This is a genomic window from Nocardioides sp., from assembly GCF_047607185.1.
In the GTDB taxonomy this organism is placed as follows: Bacteria; Actinomycetota; Actinomycetes; order Propionibacteriales; family Nocardioidaceae; genus Nocardioides.
Genome location: NZ_JASGDQ010000079.1, coordinates 1 through 18,913, shown reverse-complemented (window position 1 = coordinate 18,913; position 18,913 = coordinate 1). Strand labels below are relative to the sequence as shown.

Genomic DNA, 18,913 nt, shown 5'->3' with positions numbered 1-18,913 from the left:
ACGATTCTATGACTCGGCCAGCGCCTGCCGCCGTACCACCCAGATGCGCTGCGCGACGGTGACCGTGCTCGCGATGGCGAGCGCCCACAGCGTGATCTCCATCAGGATCGGCAGGTCGAACAGGTCGGAGAGGCCGGTCATCACCAGGATCGAGACGAGCCGGTCGGAGCGCTCCGCGATGCCGACCTGGGCGGTGAAACCGATGCTCTCCGCCTTGGCTCGGGCGTACGACGTGACCGCCCCCATGACGAGGCAGACCAGCGAGAGCGTGAGATAGAGCGTCGAGTCGCCGGGGCCGGCGAAGTAGAGCGCCAGCGCGCCGAAGATGGCGCCGTCGCCGATCCGGTCCAGGGTGGAGTCGAGGAACGCGCCGAACTTCGAGCTGCGGCCGAGCCGGCGCGCCATGGCGCCGTCGACGAGGTCGCTGAAGACGAAGCAGGTGATGAACACGGTCCCCCAGAACAGCTCGCCGCCCGGATAGAAGGCCAGCGCGCCGACGCACACGCCGAGGGTGCCGACCAGGGTGACGGCGTCGGGGCTGACCTTGAGCCTGATGAGCAGGCTGATGACGGGGGCGAGGACGATGCCCTGCCAGAAGGCCCTGAATCTCTCCAACATGGTGGCGTCAGGCTAGCCGAGCGGACAGCTCGGCCACGGCCGTGGGCGCGCCGGTCACCGACCAGGTCACCCCGGCGGCCTCGACCTGCCGGTGGGCGCCGCCCACTCCGAGCACCAGGGCAGCGCCGGGGAGCCGGTCCCAGGGCGGCACGGAGTGCTGGCAGGAGACGTGGAGCTGCCCCTGGGCGACGGCGGTGAGGTCCATCGAGCCGCTGCCCAGCACCCGCAGCGTGGCGGCGCCGGTCATCGCGCGGGCGAACACCTCGCCGACCGGCCCGGCGAAGAACGGCGGATGCAGATAGGTGGTCACGCAGGACTCGGCCAGCGGCCGGTCCTCGAGGGCCGGCAGCGGTTCGCCGTCGCGGGTGGTGGGCAGGTCGGGACCGCCGACGAGGAGGGTGTCGCTGGCCGGGTGGTAGACGGCGCCCAGCACGATCCGCTCGCCCTCGGTGAGCGCCAGCGCCGAGCACCACCAGTCGAGCCCGTTGACGAAGTTGTAGGTGCCGTCGACCGGGTCGATGACCCAGGTCCGCCCGGTCGCGGTGGCGACGGCGGCGCCCTCCTCCCCCAGCACGCCATCGCCGGGCCGCTCCGCGGCGAGCCGGCTCACGATGGCCGCCTCGGCGGCATGGTCAGCCTCGGTGACGACATCGGAGACCGAGGTCTTGCGGGAGGCCCGCACGCCTTCGGATCGCATCCGGGCGGCGAGCCGGCCGGCGTCGCGGACCAACTCGCCGGCGAGCCACGCGTCCTCGCTGCTCATGCCGTCGGCCAGGCCTCGGCGAGCAGCCGCCTGGTCTCCCCCAGCAGCTGGGGCAGCGTCTTGGTGCGGCCGATGATCGGCATGAAGTTGGCATCGCCGACCCAGCGCGGCACCACGTGCTGGTGCAGGTGGGCGGCGATCCCGGCGCCACCGGCCTCGCCCTGGTTCATGCCGATGTTGAACCCCGGCGCGCCCGAGACCGAGCGGATCGTCCGCACCGCGGTCTTGGTCAGGGCCGCCATCTCGGCCGCCTCGGCGTCGTCGGTGTCGACGTACTCGGGCACGTGTCGGTAGGGCACCACCATCAGGTGCCCGGGCGAGTAGGGGTAGAGGTTGAGGACGACGTACGCCGTCTCGCCCCGGTGGACCACCAGGCCCGCCTCGTCGTCGAGGCTCGGGATCCGGCAGAACGGGCACTGTGACGCGGCGGGGTCGGTGGGCTTGTTCTCGCCGCGGATGTAGGCCATCCGGTACGGCGTCCAGAGCCGCTCGAGCTCGTCGGGCTCGCCGACGCCGTCTTGGTGAAGGACCACTGGGACCACTAGGCCATCATGGCGTCCGCGAGCAGATCCTCCACACACCGGGTCGGGTCTATCTCGACGCCCAGCGTCCGGGCATGGCCGTCGATGACGAACCAGACCGAACGGCTGACCAGCTCGGTCAGCCCCGCCGCCGACAGCGCCGGGTCGGGTCTGCCGACCCAGCGTCGTACCGAGCTGAAGACCGATCCGACGATGCCGTAGACGAACGGGTCGATGGCGGCGGCCTCCTCCTCGGAGAGCTCGGCACCGAAGGCCATCAGCGCGGTGCCGATGACCGCGCTGACCCGGGAGGCGATCCGCTCCAGCCCCGCCTCCAGGGGGCCGTCCGAGCCGGAGTTGTCGTGGTCGGCGAGCCGGTGGAGCGCGGGGTGGGCCACCGCCCAGCCGATATAGCTTCCGACGACGCGCTCGATGATCTCCGGCGCGGTGCCGTCGAGGCTGACGCGGGGCAGCAGCAGCTCCCAGACCTGCTCGACGATGCGGAGTCGAACGGCCCGGTCGAGGTCGGCGCGGTCGGCGAAGTGCCGATAGATCACGGTACGGGAGAGACCCGCTCTGGCGGCGATCTGCTGGACATGGACCTCGGTGCCGGGCGTGGACTCCTCGACCACGGCGATCGCGGCGTCGATGATCTGCTGGCGGCGCTCCTCCTTGTGAGCGTCCCAGCGGACCTGTCGTCCGTCACGGTTCCCCTGGCTCATGCCCGCCTCAGCCTCGCCCCGATCCCGACACGGTGGCCACCGCGCTGTCGACCACCTCGCCGGCGGTCCTGACCGCGCCGCTCGCGGTGTGGACCGCTCCGGCGACGGTACCGCGGACCCTGCCACGGCTCAGCAGCCCGGAGGTGCGGCGGGCCAGCCGGGTGGCGGAGTAGATGGGCCGCTGCCGGTTGAGAGTGGCGATCCGGACGGCCTCGGCCACGGAGACGATCTTGAGTCGCGGTCGGCCGAGCTCGGCGCCGCGACGGCGCTCCTCGCGCTCGATCGCCTGCCAGCCGGCCAGGTCGACGAGGTCGGGCTGGCGGCGGCGCACCAGTGCGGCGATGGTGGCACCCTTCTTGTCGTGCACAGCTCCGGCAGGCTCGGGCAGCCCCGCGTCGAGATCGTCGAGCAGGGTGTCGACGGTCTCCTCGGAGTCGGTCTTGTTGGTGCCGATGAAGCCGGTGGGGCCGCGTTTGACCCAGCCGGAGACGTAGACGCCGGGCTCGACGCGGCCGGCGGTGTTGGGGACCGTGCCGGTGCGCTCGTCGTAGGGCAGGTCGGCCACGGGCAGGCCCTGGTAGCCGACGGCGCGCAGCACCAGGCCGGTGTCGAGCACCTCGGTCTCTCCGGTCGGCACCGCGCGCGGGACGCCGTGGGCGTCGAGCTCGAGCCGGTTGCGGCCGATCTCGACGCCGGTGACCCGCTCCTCGCCCAGCAGTGCCACCGGCGAGGTCAGGAACCGCAGCACGATGGTCCGCTTGGCGGGATCGACCGGCCGCGAGGCCAGCTCGCGCATCAGTCGCGCCAAGGTGTCATCCCCGAGGATCGCCGGACCGCCGGTGTCGACCACGACGTTGACCGAGGTCAGCCCGTGCAGGCCGACCAGCTCGGGCACGGTGAACGCCGCCTCGGCGTACCCTCGGCGGCCCAGGATGACGACCTCACGGATGGCGCTGTCGCGGAGCGCGGCCAACGCCTCCTCGGCGATGTCGGTGGTTGCCAGCGTCGCGACGTCCTCGGTGAGGATCCTGGCGACGTCGAGCGCGACATTGCCGTTGCCGACCACGACCGCCCGGCCGGACGGGTTCGACGCCGCGTCGAGCGGGACTGGCAGCTGCTGCTTGTCGGGGTGGCCGTTGTACCAGGCCACGAAGTCGGTGGCCGAGACCGAGCCGGGCAGCTGGTCGCCGGGCACGCCGAGGGCCCGGTCGGCGGCGGCGCCGACGGTGTAGATCACCGCGTGGTAGTGGCCGGCGAGCTCCTCGTGGGTGATGTCGGCGCCGACCTCGACGTTGAGGAAGTAGCGGAAGCCCGGCTGCCGCTCGATCTTCTTGAAGAGCTTCTGCACCTGCTTGGTGTGCGGGTGGTCGGGGGCCACGCCGAACCTGACCAGGCCGTACGGCGTGGGCAGCCGGTCGTAGACGTCGACGGTGATCTCGGGGTGGGTGAGCAGGTCGTCGGCGGCGTAGAGACCGGCCGGGCCGGCGCCCACCACGGCGACTCGGAAGGGGCCCTCCCGGGTGAGCCGGCGCTGGGGTGGCACCTGCGCGAGTGGGGCCCGGTCGGCGTGTGGGAAGACCTCGAAGTACTCCGCGTTGAGGGCCAGGAACGGCTGCTGCTCGGGTGTCAGCGTGGTGTGCGGGACGATCGCGTCGGCGGGGCAGGCGGTGGTGCAGGCACCGCAGTCGACGCAGTAGCTGGCGTCGACGTAGAGCATCTCCGCCTCGGCGAAGCCCGGCTCCCCCGGCGCCGGATGGATGCAGTTGACCGGGCAGGCAAGGACGCAGGAGCCGTCCGAGCAGCAGGACTGGATGACGACGTGAGGCACGTGCGGCTCTTTGTTTGGCTGGGCGGTGGTCAGGTCGTCAGTGCGTGGCGGTGGCCGGCTGGCCGCGGAACCGGGCCGGACGACCGTCGATGCCCATGAGCTTCCAGATCCGCTTGGTGACCCGGTTGCGCAGGCCGAGCTCGTCGGCCAGCATCCGCACGTCGCTGAACATGTCGCGCAGCAGCTTCGTGGAGTCCGCGCTGCCCCACCAGATCTCCTCGGCGACCTCGTCGGGGATGCCCATGTCCCGGCGGGCCTGCTTGCTCGGCACCATGATCACGTCGCACAGGCCGCGCATGATGATCGGGTAGAGCACGGCGAGGATCTGCTTGCGGACCGGATCGAGCTCGGGCACGTGGTGCTCGAGGTATTGGTGGGCGAAACCGATGTGGCGCGCCTCCTCGGCGATGTGGATCTGCATGATCCGGTCGATCATCGGGTGGCTGCCGCCGGCGCGCATGATCGACTTCTGCAGGTGGTCGATGGGCTCCTCGCCCGCGAGGATGCCGACGAAGAACGCCTCTGGGAACCAGGCGCCGGCGGAGGTGATCAGCGGGACGATCAGCTTGAAGAGAGTCGGGGCGCCGGCTACGTCGATGCCGAGGCGGTTGACCGCCTCCTGGAACATCTGGGTGTGGTGGGTCTCCTCGGTCACCTCGTGGGTGGCATAGCGGAACTCCGGGTTGCGGTCCTCCATCCAGATCAGCCGCTGCATGACGCCGGCGATCAGGACCTGCTCGAACTGGCGGCCCACCTTCGCGACCTGCGCGTAGCGGTAGCAGCCGATCGCGATCTGGCGCTCCTTGGGGAGCGTCTTGTACCACGGGTGGCGGCCGATCTCGTCGGCATCGGTGAGGATGAAGCGCTCGTCGTCCATCCGGAACGCGTAGTCCGGGTTGTCCCAGTCGATGTCCTTGAACGCGTCGAAGTGCTGGTCGACCGACGCCTGGGAGAGCGTCCGAAGCGTGTCGTAGTAGCTCTGCCGGCCCTGCGCGCCGCCGTGGGCACCCTTTGCCGACCTCTCAGCCTGAACCGCGGTCATGTCGCTCACCTCTCGACGTTGAAACTGACGACGAGCACCACATTAGTGCGACACATGTCTCGCATACAACTGTTAGCGCGACATCGCGTCACATTTAACCTTCAACGGCCGGGCGCAAGGCGACGTTACCTCAGTCACACCCCGATGGGTAGACAAATCGCCGTGTTCTGTCCATAGGTCTCAGACCTGCTTCGTCGGACGTCACCCGCCTCGGATCCGTTGTCGGCGCTCCCCGAATGTGCTCTCAGCACTCGACGATGTTGACAGCGAGCCCGCCGAGTGAGGTCTCCTTGTACTTGACGTGCATGTCGCGACCCGTCTCGCGCATGGTTCTGATCGCCTTGTCGAGGGAGACATGGTGCGCGCCGGTGCCGTTGATGGCCAGCCGGGCGGCGTTGATCGCCTTCACCGCGGCGATGGCGTTGCGTTCGATGCACGGGATCTGGACGAGACCTCCGATCGGATCGCAGGTGAGGCCGAGATTGTGCTCGATCCCGACCTCGGCGGCGTTCTCCACCTGGGACGGCGTGCCGCCGAGGACCTCACAGAGGGCACCGGCTGCCATGGCACAGGCCGAGCCGACCTCGCCCTGACAGCCGACCTCGGCACCGGAGATCGACGCATTCTCCTTGAACAGGATGCCGATCGCCGCCGCGGTGAGCAGGAAGCGCACCACTCCGGCATCGTCGGCGCCCGGGACAAAGCGCCAATAGAAGTGCAGTACGGCGGGAATGATCCCGGCAGCACCATTGGTGGGCGCCGTCACCACGCGTCCGCCCGACGCGTTCTCCTCGTTGACCGCCAGCGCGAACAGATTCACCCAGTCGATCAATGCCAGTGGGTCCTCACCGGTGCGGGTCGTGAGGTCGGCGAACAACCCCGGGGCGCGGCGCTGTACCTGCAGCCCTCCGGGGAGCACGCCTTCAGCGCGGCAGCCCGCAAGCACGCACTCACGCATGACAGCCCAGATCTCCAGCAGACCGTCGCGTATCTCCTGCTCCGTGCGCCACGACAGCTCATTGGCCATCATCACGTCGCTGATCCGGAGACCCTCACGCCGGCAGATACCCAGGAGCTGCTCACCGGTGGTGAACGGGTATCGGACCTCCTCCTGGTCCACCGCGACCCGGTCGGCGCCCAGCATCTGCTCGTCGACGACGAAGCCTCCGCCGACGGAATAGCAGGTATGCTCGCGAAGCGTCCCATCGGCGCCGTACGCGGTGAAGGTCATGCCGTTAGGATGCGCCGGCAGCGAGCGCCGGCGATGCAGGACGAGGTCGTCGTCAGGGTCGAACTTGATCCGGTGCCGGCCAGCCAGGGTGATCGTCCGTTCGCGTCGCGCGACCTCGACTCGGCCCACCGCGCTCGTCGTGTCGACCGTAGCGGGGAGCTCGCCCTCGAGACCGAGAATGACCGCACGCTCCGAGCCGTGTCCGTGTCCGGTCGCTCCCAACGAGCCGAACAGCTCCGCCTTGACACGCACGGTCTGGCCGAGGAGTCCGTCCTCGGACAGTCCGTCCACGAAGGTCTTGGCAGCGCGCATCGGGCCGACAGTGTGCGACGACGACGGCCCGATCCCGATCGAGTAGAGATCAAAGGCGCTCAGCGGCACACCACACCTCGACTCTCACCAGCCAACTCGCACCTGCTCATCGCACGATATCGACGAAGTCCGCGAAGACAGCATCGACCGCGTCGGCGAGCCAGTCCCAGACCCGGTCGCGACAGTCGAGTCGCAGATTCCCGCCGTCGGGCGCGACCTCACCGGTCCGCAGCGAGGTGACGTGGTCCCAGGGCATGGACGTAGCGTGAATGCTGACGGTGGCACTCACGCCCTCACCCCTCGGTTCGCTCGCAAGCTCGCTCACGCGCTGGCCTCCGTCGTGGTCGGAGGTGCGGCGAGGACAGTGCGCGCCGCAACCGTCAGCGCCCTGACTCCGGACTCGATCGTCGGATGGATGACAGGGGCGTAGTGGGGAGAGTGGTTGGAGGGAGTGTCGCGGTCGACGACTCCGTGGAACTCCGCACCCTCTTCGGCGCCAGCGCCGCCAAGAAACCAGAACAGCGAGGGGACGCCGTAGTGCGTGCCGAACCGGCCGAAGTCCTCGCTGGCGTTGACCGGGTCGATCCGGCCGACCTTGTCCGTGCCGAACTCGGCCGTGAACGCCTCGGCTACCTGCTCGGCGAGACCGGCGTCGTTGACCGTGACCGGAAACTCTCCCAGCGTGTCGAAGTCGGGCTCGCGCGGCGCCGCCGAGGCCAACGCCTCGGCCTTCGCGATCCGGTGGATGGAGGCCAGCACCTGCTCGCGTGACTCGGGAGAGAACGACCGGACGTTGATGGACAGGGTGGCGGTGGCCGGGATGATGTTCTCCTTGGTGCCGGCCTGCATCGACCCAACCGTGACCACGACCGGCGTCGCCGGGGGAACCTCGCGACTGACGATCGACTGCAGCCGCACCACGGTGCTCGCCGCCATGTAGACCGGATCCACCGTGCTCTCGGGCTGAGAGCCATGTCCCCCGATCCCGTGCATGGTGACCCTCAGACTGTCCGAGCCGGCCATCAGCACGCCCGGCCTGGTCAACAGCTGGCCGCTCGGGGCCGGCATGACGTGCTGTCCGATGACCGCGACGGGTCTCGGCAGCTCTGCCATCCGGGGATCGGCGAGCATCGCGGCTGCGCCCTCGCCAGTCTCCTCCCCCGGCTGGAAGAGATAGACGACCGTCCCGCGCCACTGGTCCTCGCTGGCCTGCATCGCCTCGACGGCACCCAGCAGGCACGTCACATGCATGTCGTGGCCGCAGGCGTGCATGACCCCGGGCTCGACGCTGGCGTAGTCCAACCCGGTCTCCTCAGTCACCGGCAGACCGTCCATGTCAGCCCGCACGTAGACCGTCGGCCCGGCACCATTGCGATGGATGCCGATCACGCCGGTGCCGCCAACCTTCTCCAGCACCTCGAGCTGGCGACCCCTCAGGAATTCTGCGATCACGCCCGCGGTGCGGAACTCTTGCATGGACAGCTCGGGATGTCGGTGAAGATCGGTGTAGATCTCGGCAAGTCGGGCGCGCACGTCCGGTTCGGCACTCACGCGGTCACCAACTCCTCGGGCAGGCGTCGAAGAGGTCGACACGTCAGTCATCTGGTTCCTTTCCGTCGAAGCACGACGACAACGCAGCCAGGGCGCGTACTGGGCGGCGGCGGGCCGGCGCTTCCGAGTTCTCGAACACGCTCTCAGACCTGCTCGTGGGAGGCCACCGCCGCCACCACCCGGGCGATGGCGTCGGCGACGGCCACGCCGTTGTCCTGGCGGCCGTCGCGGTAGCGGAAGGAGACCGCGCCACTCTCCAGGTCCTGGTCCCCCGCGATCACCATGAACGGCACCTTCTGCAGCTGCGCGTTGCGGATCTTCTTCTGCATCCGGTCGTCGGAGTCGTCGACCTCGACCCGGACGCCCGCCTTCCGCAGCTGGGCGGCGACGTCGTGGAGGTAGTCCAGGTGACGCTCGGCGATCGGAATGAGCTGGACCTGCACCGGCGCCAGCCAGGGCGGGAAGGCGCCGGCGTAGTGCTCCACCAGCACGCCGAGGAACCGCTCGATCGAGCCGAACTTCGCCGAGTGGATCATCACCGGCTCCTGCCGGGAGCCGTCCGCGGCGACGTACTCCAGGCCGAATCGCGCCGGCTGGTTGAAGTCGTACTGGATCGTCGACATCTGCCAGGTGCGGCCGATCGCGTCGCGCGCCTGCACCGAGATCTTGGGTCCGTAGAAGGCCGCGCCGCCGGGGTCGGGGACCAGCTCGAGGCCGGACTCCGTGGCGACCCTCTCCAGGACGGCGGTGGCGCTCTCCCATTGCTCGTCGGTGCCGATGAACTTCTCGGAGTCGCCGCGGGTGGAGAGCTCCAGGTAGAAGTCGTCGAGGCCGAAGTCCTTGAGCACGCCGAGCACGAAGCCGAGCAGATGCCGGATCTCGTCGGGGGCCTGCTCCTTGGTGACATAGGAGTGGCTGTCGTCCTGGGTCAGCCCGCGGACCCGGGTCAGGCCGTGCACGACGCCCGACTTCTCGTAGCGGTAGACGGTGCCGAACTCGAAGAGCCGCAGCGGCAGCTCGCGGTAGGAGCGCTGCCGCGACTGGTAGATGAGGTTGTGCATCGGGCAGCTCATCGCCTTGAGCTGGTACTTGCTGCCCTCCAGCTCCATCGGCGGGAACATGGTGTCGGCGTAGTAGGGCAGGTGGCCGCTGGTGTGGAACAGCCCGTCCTTGGAGATGTGCGGCGTGCCGACGTAGGAGAAGCCCTCCTCGATGTGGCGGCGGCGGACGTAGTCCTCCATCTCCCGCTTGACGACGCCGCCCTTGGGGTGGAAGACCGGCAGGCCGGAGCCGAGCTCGTCGGGGAAGGAGAACAAGTCGAGCTCGCGGCCCAGCTTGCGGTGGTCGCGCCGCTCGGCCTCCTCGATGCGGTGCAGGTGCTCCTCCAGCGCCTGCTGCGACTCCCAGGCGGTGCCGTAGATGCGCTGCAGCTGCTTGTTCTTCTCGTCGCCGCGCCAGTACGCCGCCGCGCTCCGCATCAGCTTGAAGGCGGGGATCCGCCGGGTGGTCGGCAGGTGCGGGCCGCGGCAGAGGTCCTTCCAGGCGGTCTCGCCGTTGCGGTCGATGTTGTCGTAGATCGTCAGTTCGCCGGCGCCGACCTCGGCGCTCGCACCCTCTGCGATCTCTTGGGCAGGCCCCGCCGCGGAGCTCTTGAGGCCGATCAGCTCCAGCTTGTAGGGCTCGTCGGCGAGCTCGGCGCGGGCGTCGTCGTCGGTAGTGACCCGGCGAGAGAACCGCTGGTTGGCCTTGATGATCTTGCGCATCGCGGACTCGATCTTGACCAGGTCCGCAGGGTTGAAGGGGGTCTCGACGTCGAAGTCGTAGTAGAAGCCGTTCTCGATCGGCGGGCCGATGCCGAGCTTGGCCTCCGGGAAGAGCTGCTGGACCGCCTGGGCCAACACGTGCGCGGTGGAGTGGCGCAGGATGTCGCGGCCGTCCGGCGAGTCGATCTCGACCGGCTCGACCTGGTCACCCTCGGCCAGCTCGTAGGACAGGTCCTTGAGCTGTCCGTCGACGCGCGCCGCGATGACGTCGGGGTTGTCGGCGTACAGCTCCCATGCCTTGCTCACAACGGGATGCTATCGGCGGACCTCACCTGGCTTCACATCGGTTAACGTCCCGGCTCAGGCCGGCCTCACCGGCTTGCTGATCGTGAAGGCGCCCTGACCGGCCGCGTTCACCGCCGCCACGCGCAGCCAGATCCGGGTGCCCTTGCCCTTGATCACCACCGCGGTCAGGCTCGTCGTCGTGGCCGTCTTCCAGGCCCCGCTCCTCTTCCTGCGGATCTGGACGATGTACGACGTGGCGCCAGCCGTCGCCGTCCAGGAGAGCCGGACCTTGCGGTGGCCCTTGGCCTTCGCCCTCAGACCGGTCACCTGCCCTGGCGCGGTCACGCTCGGCGGCTGGGCCTGCTCGCCCGGCGGCGTGGTCGGGCTAACGCCCGGGGGCGTGGTCGGGTCGCCGCCCGGGGGCACGTCATCCTCGAAGAGCCGGACGCCGGCGCCATTGCTGCTGCCGGCGTTGTTGTAGGCGGAGACCGCGACGGTGATCGGCTCGCCCGGGTCGCCGCGCTCGACCCGGCAGGAGGTGGTCTCGGCGTCGGTCTGGCAGACGTTGTCGAACACCGAATAGTGGTCGTCGAACCAGTAGACCTGATAGCCCTGCACCGGATCCGCTGGTGGCGCCTGGGCGGCGTCCCAGCTCAGGTCGATGTAGCCGTCGCCGATCGTCGCCGTCAGCCTCGTCGGTCCGTCCGGGACCGACGCCTGGTCGACCCCGAAGTCGAGGCCGACCTGCTGGCCGGCGACCACGTCGCCCTCCCAGGTCCCGCCGCTCGGCGTGGTGACGACGAGACCGCTGGTGGGGCCACTGACCTCGAGGTGACCCGCCGGGAAGGGGCCGACGAGGTAGTCACCCTGAGCGTCGCTGTTGTCGCAGGCATCGCTGCTGCCCTCGCCGTGGCCGACGCGACCGCAGATCTGGACACCCTCGGCCGGGCCCTCCCCCGGATCGCGCACGCCGTTCTGGTTGTCGTCGTCGAAGACCATGCCCTGCACCAGGGCGTAGCTGCCGTGTGCGCCGAAGTCCGGGACGGCCACGTCGGCGCCGTTGGTGGCGATGGTGACGGCGTACCCACCGTCGTCGACCGGCAGGGTCTGCTCGAAGAGGTCGTCGTAGCCCGGGTTGAGGGTGACGTCGTAGCCGCCCGGCGGCAGGCCGGTGATCGTCCAGTCGCCGTCGCGTTCGATGTCGGCGCACTTCTGGGCGGTGCTGATCGTCCGGTGCTGCGCGCACACCTGCATATAGCGCGGCGTGACCCGCAGCCCGTCCTCGCCCGAGTCGCGGACGTGGTTGCCGTTGAGGTCCTCGAAGACGTGGCCGTGCAGCGTGCTCTCGCCGTAGACGTAGCCGATGTCGGCGCCGGTGTAGGCCTCGCCGTTGTGGACCGCGTAGGCCTTGGCGGCCGAGGTGCGGTACCAGCCGTCGGAGGGACCGTAGCCCCACAGGTAGGCCGGACCGCTGCCGTAGAACGAGCCGAGCTTGATGACGGCCCCGTTGACGGTGACCTGATAGCCGCCGCTGACATCCGTCATCACGACGCAGTCCTGGGTGGGAGTCGGCCGCACCCACTCGGCGGTGCAGAAGAGCTGACGATCCGCGATGCCGGGCTCGCCGGGGTCCCGGACGCCGTTGGCGTTGTCGTCCTCGAAGAGGACCCCGGCGATGGTGCCGGTCCCGTCGACCGGCATGTACGACGTCGACCAGAACGCGCCGAATCCGTCGACGGTGACGTCGAAGCTCGGGGGCGCGTCGCTGCGGCGATAGAAGTTGCCGGAGCTGGGCGTGTGGAGGCGCGGGTAGAGCGGCTGTCCGGTGAAGACGTTGTAGAGCGGCCAGCCGTAGGAGACGTAGGTGTCGGCGCCCGCGACCGGATAGGCGACCAGCCCCGAGCCCTCCAGCGGCGTCTCCGAGCCCTGGGAGAGGATGTTGTGGTCGGCGTCGACGTTGGTCCAGGAGAGGCTGACGCCCAGATTGACGCCGGCGACCTCGCCCGGGCCGGAGTAGGAGCCGTTGCCGTCCTGGTCCGCGTAGACCCGGGTGCAGCCGGGGCCGCTGGCGCGGGTGGTGACCAGCGTGGTGGGGCCGTCGGTGCTCTCGCCGTCGTCACCGGCCCAGACCGCCTGGATCGCGAAGGCGTAGTCCGTGCAGGCCGTCAGCCCCGTCACGTCGCGGGTCGTGATGGTGGCGCCGGGCGAGGCGATCAGCACACCGTCCTGGTAAAGCCGGAAGCCGGTGACCGGCAGCCCGGTCAGCCCGGTCCAGGTCAGCCGGGCGCCGGTCTCGGTGACCTGGCTGGCGGTGAGGGTGGCGCCGGTCGGCCAGGCCGGCGGGGGCGTCAGCGTGGTCACCTGGACCGACGGCCCGTCGGTGGACCAGTGGCCGGCGGCATCGCCTGCCTCCACCCGGAAGGTATAGGCCGTCTCGGGATCGAGTCCGGTGGCGTCGTACGACGTCGCGTCGCCGGGAAGCTCGGCCAGCTGGGTGGCGCCCGCGAAGACGCGATAGCCGGTCACCGCAGTGTCGTCGGCGGCACCCAGGGTCGGGTCGTCGGCGCTCGGCCAGGCCAGGTGGACGCTCGTGGCTGTGACCGCCGAGGCGGTCAGCTCGGTGGCGTCGGCCCAGATCGGCTGGCAGTAGTCGGGCACCGGCGCGGTGAGCGGGGCGAGCAGATAGCTCTGCGTACCGAGGTGGTAGTAGTGGCCGGCGGCGGTCGCCTCGAAGTCGCCGTCGGCGATCGCGTCGTACGTGGTGCTGGCCCGGACGTCGCTGTCGGCGTGGGTGCCGACGAGGTAGACGCTCTCGGAGGAGGCACCGGTCTGGTCGACGATGCCGAGCAGGTCGCCGCGGGGGCTGAACTGCCAGTAGGCGCTGCCCCCGAGGGCGGCGACATAGCGCTGCGCGCCGGCGTCGAGATCGACGACTCGGAGCTCGACAGCCTGGGCCCCGGTCGCGGCCGCGTAGACGAACTCGTCGTCGTCGGGGCTGAAGCCCCAGCCGGCGCCCTGGAAGTCACCCTCGTCGGGATCGGTGACGGTCAGGCTGACCGTGGTCTGCAGCAGCTGGGCATCGGTCAGCGCGTCGTAGACGCGCAGGTCCACGACCTGGGCAGCGCTCATCGCCGAGACCACGAAGAACTCTCCGTGGGGGCTCCAGCCGAGCCGCGCCGAGCCGGTCGACAGGGTCTCGGAGTGGACCGGCGAGGTCGGCTGCTGGCCGGTGAGGTCATAGACCCGGTAGGTCCCTTGGCCGCTGACAGCGCTCGCGGTCAGGAAGCGGTCCTGGTCGGGCGAGAAGCCCCAGCCGGTGGCGTCGGAGGAGAAGGGGCCGAAGACATGGTGGTCGGCGAGCCGCTCCACCGTGATCGTCACCGAGCCGGCTGACCCCGACGCGGTCGCCCGGTAGCGCGGCGAGGCCGCCTTCGAGCCGCCGTCCGGCGCGACGTACGCCGTCACCAGGCCCTGGGGCGACTGGTAGGACCCGAGCGTGCCCAGTGAGCAGGTGGCGTCGTTGCCGGCCTCTGCGGTGGCACCCGCTGGCGCCAGTGACACCGGTGCGACTGCCAGGCTCGCCATCACGCCCGCCGCCAGGAGGGCCCGGGCCAGCGTGCCTCTGCGCATCTTCGACCTCCGTCTCACGCCGTGAGTCGGCCGCACGGCCCACCGACTCTCGCCGACCGCGCGACTCACGGCATCCGGGATCGACCCCAATCTTTGATTGTGAATTCCCTATGACCCAGCTCGCGTCGGAGGTTTAGGGCGAAGGAAGCCGGGAATGCTCGGCGCCGTGAAGACACGCAGCTCTGCCCTCGGCCTGCTGGCCGCCCTGACCATCAGCCTCACCGCCTGTGGCGGCGGTGGTGGTGACGACCGGCCCACCGCGACGGAGATCTCCGACTCGCTCCAGTCCGGCAATGCCTCGAGCCTTCTGGGCTCCCTCGGCGACGCGATCACCGCCGACCTCGCCGACTGCATGGGCAAGGTGCTGTACGAGTCCGACCTCTCCGACGACGCCCTGAACGCCATGGTCGACGGCGACGCCGACTACGAGGGCAGCAGCGACGACACCGAGGCCATCACCGACGTCACGACCAAGATGACCGAGTGCGTCAGCCAGTAGCCATCCGTTGAGGACACGCTCTGAGAGAAGCCGCCCCCCTGGCCCGGGAGGGGCGGCTTCCTACGTTGTTCGTGCTGGTCAGCCGAGGTTGGCCCGCTCGGCCGCGATGGTGGTGTCCTCGCCATGACCGGTGTGCACGACGGTCGTCGGCGGCAAGGCGAAGAGCCGATCCCGGATGGACCGCTCGATGACGTCGCGGTCGGAGTAGGAGCGGCCGGTCGCCCCGGGGCCGCCGTGGAACAGCGTGTCGCCGGTGAAGACGCAGCCGAGCGCCGGGGCATAGAGGCACACCGCCCCGGGAGCATGGCCCGGGGTGTGGATCACCTGCAGCTCGATGCCGGCCACGTCGATCACGTCGCCGTCGGCGAGGTCGCGGTCCCAGGCCTGGTCCTGGCCGTGGGCGAGTTGCCACAGCGGCAGGTCGGCCGGGTGGAGCAGGATCGGGGCGCCGGCCCCGCCGTTGACCGCCTCGCGCAGCGCCGGCGCCATCCTGACGTGGTCGTCGTGGGCGTGGGTGCAGACGATGGCCCGGACCGTCCGGTCCCCCACCACGGCCAGGATGTCCTCGACGCTGTGCGGGGCGTCGATGACGACGCACTCGGTGTCGTCGCCGACGACCCAGACGTTGTTGTCGACGTCGAAGGTCTCCCCGTCCAGGCTGAACGTGCCGCTGGTGACGCCTTGGTCGACGCGAGCGGTCATCAGAGGACGACCACCGAGCGGAGCACGTCGCCGTGGTGCATCCGCTCGAAGGCTGCCTCGATGTCATCGATGCCGATCTCCTCGGAGACGAAGGCGTCGAGGTCGAGCCGGCCCTGCTGATAGAGGTCGACGAGCATCGGGAAGTCGCGAGACGGCAGGCAGTCGCCGTACCAGGACGACTTCAGCGCGCCGCCGCGGCCGAAGACGTCGATGAGCGGGATGTCGGGGACCTTCATATCCGGTGTCGGCACGCCGACCAGAACGACGGTGCCGGCCAGGTCGCGGGCGTAGAACGCCTGCTTCCAGGTCTCCGGCCGGCCGACCGCCTCGATGACGACGTCGGCGCCCTCCGCGCCCGGATAGGAACGGGCGCAGATCTCCTTGATCCCGGCGACCGGATCGGTCTCGGCGGAGTTCAGCACGTGGGTGGCGCCGAGTTCCTTGGCCGCGTCGAGCTTCTTGGCGTCGATGTCGACGGCGATGATCGGGCTGGCGCCGGCCAGCGCCGCCCCGACGACCGCCGCGACCCCGACGCCACCGCAGCCGATGACGGCGACGGACTTGCCGCGGGTCACGGCGCCGGTGTTGATGGCGGCGCCGAGTCCGGCCATCACCCCGCAGCCGAGCAGGCCGACGGCGGCCGGCCGGGCCGTGGGATCGACCTTGGTGCACTGGCCGGCCGCGACCAGGGTCTTCTCGGCGAAGGCGCCGATGCCCAGCGCGGGGCTGAGCTCGGTGCCGTCCTCGAGCGTCATCCTCTGGGTGGCGTTGAAGGTCGCGAAGCAATACCACGGCTCGCCGCGGTTGCAGGCCCGGCAGTCGCCGCACACGGCACGCCAGTTGAGGACCACGAAGTCGCCCGGGGCCACGCTCGTCACGTCGGGGCCCACCGCCTCCACGACGCCGGCAGCCTCGTGGCCGAGCAGGAACGGGAAGTCGTCGTTGATGCCGCCCTCGCGGTAGTGCAGATCGGTATGGCACACGCCGCAGGCCTGGATCCTCACCACCGCCTCGCCCGGACCGGGATCGGGGACGTTGATGGTGACGACCTCGACCGGGGCGCCCTTGCCCCGCGCGATGACTGCCTTGACCTGTTGCGCCATGCCTGCTCCTTCTCGGGTTGGTGAGCTCCAGCCAATCAGATCGGCCGGCTCGATGTCGTGCCGGACGCCCCGTCCCGTCCGATCCTCCCCGAGGGACCGGACGGGACTCGGGGATGGCCGCCTTCCGGGGAGGGAGCATGACGGCATATCTCCCGCTGTGACCTTTCCCGTCCTTCGCCCGGAGCAAACCCGACCGGGCCTGCGCCAGGATCTTGACGGTCCTGCATATCGTGTCCCGCGAGCCATCCCCACCTGACGAGGACCTACATGCCGTCTCCGCCGTCCACCCCCGAGACGACCGCCGGTGACCCCAGCGAGCCAGGCGACCACACCGGCGGCTCGCGGCGCCGGGAGCGGGCCCGGGGACGTGCGGCGCTACGAGTGGTCGGCCTGGTCGGCCTCACCCTGGTGATGGTGGTGGCTCTCGGGGCTGCCTATCTCTACCGGGATCTCAACAGCGGCTTCCACGTCTCGAACAGCCAAGCCGACCTCACCGATCGGCCGGACGCGCAGCAGGTCGAGGGATCCCGCCAGCCGATCAACATCCTGGTGATGGGCTCGGACTCCCGGGACGGCGCCAACGACATCGACGGCGACGCCTCCGATGGCGAGCGTTCGGACACCACCATCCTCATCCACCTCTCCGCGGACCGGACCCGGGCCTACGGGATCTCGATCCCCCGCGACTCGATGGTCGACCGGCCGGCCTGCCCGGCCTCGGAGGGCTTCGCGGCGCAGCCGGCGGCGTCGTACGTGATGTGGAACGAGGCCTTCGCCTACGGTGGCGCGACCTGCACCATGCAGCAGTTCGAACAGCTCACCGACATCCGGCTCGACCACCACGTGGTGGTCGACTTCGACGGCTTCAAGAAGATGGTCGACGCGATCGGCGGCGTGCGCATGTGCATCCCCGAGGACATGGTGGACGACAGCTATACCCACACCACCATCAAGGCGGGCAAGAACCGCCTGCTCGACGGCGAGGAGTCCCGCACCTACGTCCGGATGAGACACATCACCAATCCCGAGGGCGAGGAGATCGGTGACGGCTCCGACATCAGCCGGACCCGGCGGCAGCAGGCGTTCATCGGGGCGATGGCGAACCAGGCGATGAGCGCCGGCGTGCTGGCCAACCCCTTCAAGCTGCGCAGCTTCCTCAAGGCGGTCATCGACTCGGTCACCGTCGACAAAGGACTGGGCAATATCGCCAAGCTCGTCCAGCTCGGGCTGCAGTTCAAGGGCATCAGCCTGGACGACATCCAGTTCCTCACCATCCCCAACTACTACCCGCCCGAGGACCCCAACCGAGTGCGCTGGATCGAGCCGGCGGCGGACCAGGTCTGGAAGGCGATCCGCAACGACAAGCCGATCCCCGCCCGCCTGCTCACCGGCGTGATCACGGCCGACGACGCCGCGACCGGCGGCAGCCCGAGCGCCTCGGCGTCCCCAAGCGGCAGCCCGAGCGACGAGTCGAGCAGCTCCCCCTCGGCCACGACCAGCGCCGAGCCGTCGACCAGCCCGACGACCAAGGACGCCCTGCCCGCCACGCAGTACGACGACCCCGCCCGCAACGGCCTGTGCTCCTGAGCACCGATCCCAGGAGGCCGCTCGGTCGGTCGTCGGCCTCGACATCGCCGGCACGCGCCTTGGCGAGCATCCGAAGGTTTGCTACGCACGGCCAGCGAGACCGATCCTTCGGCCGTTCTCAAGATCAAAGTCGAGATCAACACCCGGTTCCGAAAAACCTGCTCTGACCTGCATCAACGTGGTGGGCGATACTGGGTTTGAACCAGTGACCTCTTCCGTGTCAAGGAAGCGCGCTACCGCTGCGCCAATCGCCCAAGTCTTGAGTTGTCCCCCTGGCGCCGCGTGAGCCGGGGTGGAGGTGGGGACGGGATTTGAACCCGCGTACACGGATTTGCAGTCCGTTGCCTCGCCTCTCGGCCACCCCACCCTGGAGGGCACTGCCAGGAGAGAATCCTCCGAGCGGACGACGAGGCTCGAACTCGCGACCTCAACCTTGGCAAGGTTGCGCTCTACCAACTGAGCTACGTCCGCTTGCTCTCCGGAAACTCCCCTGAACTTCGGGGCTCCGGCGTGCGTCGAGAACACTAGCCGATCCCCTAGCGGCCGCCAAATCGGGGTCGGCGTCTGCGGTTTCATCACATCTGTCACACCCGTCACCACGATGTCGGCCCCACTAGTAGGCTGTCGCGGCTAAAGCGCGTGGTAGCGCGGTGTCCGGGTGCGTGCCTCGCAAGGCGCCGGCGCGAAGGCAGGCCGGTGGCCTGTCGAGCGTCGGCAACGCCGCGAGGTGCGTGCCCGGGCGCCGCGATAGCAGCG

General features: G+C 69.7%; 15 protein-coding genes and 3 tRNA genes. 2 read left to right on the top strand and 16 right to left on the bottom strand.

The window, feature by feature from the left end:
- Window positions 1-6 precede the first annotated feature (6 nt).
- The 11 genes from pgsA to QM595_RS09245 form a co-directional block, all read right to left on the bottom strand.
- Entirely contained in the window at window positions 7-618 is a 612-nt protein-coding gene (gene pgsA, locus QM595_RS09295) for a phosphatidylinositol phosphate synthase (RefSeq protein WP_415171266.1), read from the bottom strand.
- A 7-nt stretch (window positions 619-625) separates the two neighbouring features.
- Entirely contained in the window at window positions 626-1,381 is a 756-nt protein-coding gene (locus tag QM595_RS09290; RefSeq protein ID WP_415171265.1) for an inositol monophosphatase family protein, read from the bottom strand.
- Window positions 1,378-1,914, bottom strand: a complete 537-nt coding sequence (locus QM595_RS09285; RefSeq protein ID WP_415171264.1) for an HIT family protein — start codon at window positions 1,912-1,914, stop codon at window positions 1,378-1,380. The genes QM595_RS09290 and QM595_RS09285 overlap by 4 nt, the downstream gene beginning before the upstream one ends.
- Before the next feature lie 8 nt (window positions 1,915-1,922).
- The gene (locus QM595_RS09280; RefSeq protein WP_415171263.1) at window positions 1,923-2,624 is read right to left on the bottom strand and encodes a TetR/AcrR family transcriptional regulator; all 702 of its coding nucleotides are present in this window, start codon (window positions 2,622-2,624) and stop codon (window positions 1,923-1,925) included.
- Between the two features lie 7 nt (window positions 2,625-2,631).
- The gene (locus QM595_RS09275) at window positions 2,632-4,452 is read right to left on the bottom strand and encodes an FAD-dependent oxidoreductase (protein WP_415171262.1); all 1,821 of its coding nucleotides are present in this window, start codon (window positions 4,450-4,452) and stop codon (window positions 2,632-2,634) included.
- Window positions 4,453-4,489: 37 nt separating this feature from the next.
- Complete coding sequence (locus tag QM595_RS09270; protein ID WP_415171261.1) at window positions 4,490-5,494, bottom strand: AurF N-oxygenase family protein; 1,005 nt, start codon at window positions 5,492-5,494, stop codon at window positions 4,490-4,492.
- A gap of 244 nt (window positions 5,495-5,738) precedes the next feature.
- Window positions 5,739-7,106 carry an L-serine ammonia-lyase gene (locus QM595_RS09265; RefSeq protein WP_415171260.1) on the bottom strand — a complete coding sequence of 456 codons (1,368 nt, stop codon included), beginning with the start codon at window positions 7,104-7,106 and terminating at the stop codon, window positions 5,739-5,741.
- 37 nt (window positions 7,107-7,143) lie between these two features.
- Window positions 7,144-7,293 (bottom strand): hypothetical protein, encoded by a 150-nt coding sequence (locus tag QM595_RS09260; RefSeq protein WP_415171259.1) that lies wholly within the window; start codon window positions 7,291-7,293, stop codon window positions 7,144-7,146.
- Window positions 7,294-7,358: 65 nt separating this feature from the next.
- Window positions 7,359-8,588: an amidohydrolase gene (locus QM595_RS09255; protein ID WP_415171258.1), complete on the bottom strand. Its 1,230-nt coding sequence runs from the start codon at window positions 8,586-8,588 to the stop codon at window positions 7,359-7,361.
- 143 nt (window positions 8,589-8,731) lie between these two features.
- Entirely contained in the window at window positions 8,732-10,657 is a 1,926-nt protein-coding gene (gene thrS / locus QM595_RS09250) for a threonine--tRNA ligase (RefSeq protein WP_415171257.1), read from the bottom strand.
- A 54-nt stretch (window positions 10,658-10,711) separates the two neighbouring features.
- Complete coding sequence (locus tag QM595_RS09245) at window positions 10,712-14,266, bottom strand: fibronectin type III domain-containing protein (RefSeq protein WP_415171256.1); 3,555 nt, start codon at window positions 14,264-14,266, stop codon at window positions 10,712-10,714.
- 166 nt (window positions 14,267-14,432) lie between these two features.
- Between QM595_RS09245 and QM595_RS09240 the strand changes: the two genes are divergently transcribed.
- A complete protein-coding gene (locus QM595_RS09240) occupies window positions 14,433-14,765 on the top strand; it encodes a hypothetical protein (RefSeq protein ID WP_415171255.1) in 333 nt (110 codons plus the stop codon).
- 78 nt (window positions 14,766-14,843) lie between these two features.
- Here QM595_RS09240 and QM595_RS09235 read toward each other — a convergent pair whose 3' ends face one another.
- Entirely contained in the window at window positions 14,844-15,467 is a 624-nt protein-coding gene (locus QM595_RS09235; protein WP_415171254.1) for an MBL fold metallo-hydrolase, read from the bottom strand.
- Window positions 15,467-16,570 (bottom strand): S-(hydroxymethyl)mycothiol dehydrogenase, encoded by a 1,104-nt coding sequence (locus QM595_RS09230; protein ID WP_415171253.1) that lies wholly within the window; start codon window positions 16,568-16,570, stop codon window positions 15,467-15,469. Before QM595_RS09230 ends, QM595_RS09235 begins: the two co-directional genes overlap by 1 nt.
- Before the next feature lie 267 nt (window positions 16,571-16,837).
- Here QM595_RS09230 and QM595_RS09225 point away from each other — a divergent pair, with 267 nt between their 5' ends.
- Complete coding sequence (locus QM595_RS09225) at window positions 16,838-18,157, top strand: LCP family protein (RefSeq protein ID WP_415171252.1); 1,320 nt, start codon at window positions 16,838-16,840, stop codon at window positions 18,155-18,157.
- Window positions 18,158-18,336: 179 nt separating this feature from the next.
- Here the strand turns inward: QM595_RS09225 and QM595_RS09220 are convergent.
- From QM595_RS09220 to QM595_RS09210, 3 genes are all read right to left on the bottom strand, one after another.
- A tRNA-Val gene (locus tag QM595_RS09220) sits at window positions 18,337-18,411 on the bottom strand.
- A gap of 39 nt (window positions 18,412-18,450) precedes the next feature.
- Window positions 18,451-18,524, bottom strand: a tRNA-Cys gene (locus QM595_RS09215).
- A 31-nt stretch (window positions 18,525-18,555) separates the two neighbouring features.
- Window positions 18,556-18,628: transfer RNA gene (locus QM595_RS09210), tRNA-Gly, on the bottom strand.
- Between the last annotated feature and the right edge of the window lie 285 nt (window positions 18,629-18,913).

Bases quoted from the DNA above. Each gene is read 5' to 3' on its own strand.
- pgsA (WP_415171266.1), bottom strand. From the start codon at position 618: ATGTTGGAGAGATTCAGGGCCTTCTGGCAGGGCATCGTCCTCGCCCCC.
- QM595_RS09290 (WP_415171265.1), bottom strand. From the start codon at position 1,381: ATGAGCAGCGAGGACGCGTGGCTCGCCGGCGAGTTGGTCCGCGACGCC.
- QM595_RS09280 (WP_415171263.1), bottom strand. From the start codon at position 2,624: ATGAGCCAGGGGAACCGTGACGGACGACAGGTCCGCTGGGACGCTCAC.
- QM595_RS09270 (WP_415171261.1), bottom strand. From the start codon at position 5,494: ATGACCGCGGTTCAGGCTGAGAGGTCGGCAAAGGGTGCCCACGGCGGC.
- QM595_RS09260 (WP_415171259.1), bottom strand. From the start codon at position 7,293: ATGCCCTGGGACCACGTCACCTCGCTGCGGACCGGTGAGGTCGCGCCC.
- QM595_RS09245 (WP_415171256.1), bottom strand. From the start codon at position 14,266: ATGCGCAGAGGCACGCTGGCCCGGGCCCTCCTGGCGGCGGGCGTGATG.
- QM595_RS09235 (WP_415171254.1), bottom strand. From the start codon at position 15,467: ATGACCGCTCGCGTCGACCAAGGCGTCACCAGCGGCACGTTCAGCCTG.
- QM595_RS09230 (WP_415171253.1), bottom strand. From the start codon at position 16,570: ATGGCGCAACAGGTCAAGGCAGTCATCGCGCGGGGCAAGGGCGCCCCG.
- QM595_RS09225 (WP_415171252.1), top strand. From the start codon at position 16,838: ATGCCGTCTCCGCCGTCCACCCCCGAGACGACCGCCGGTGACCCCAGC.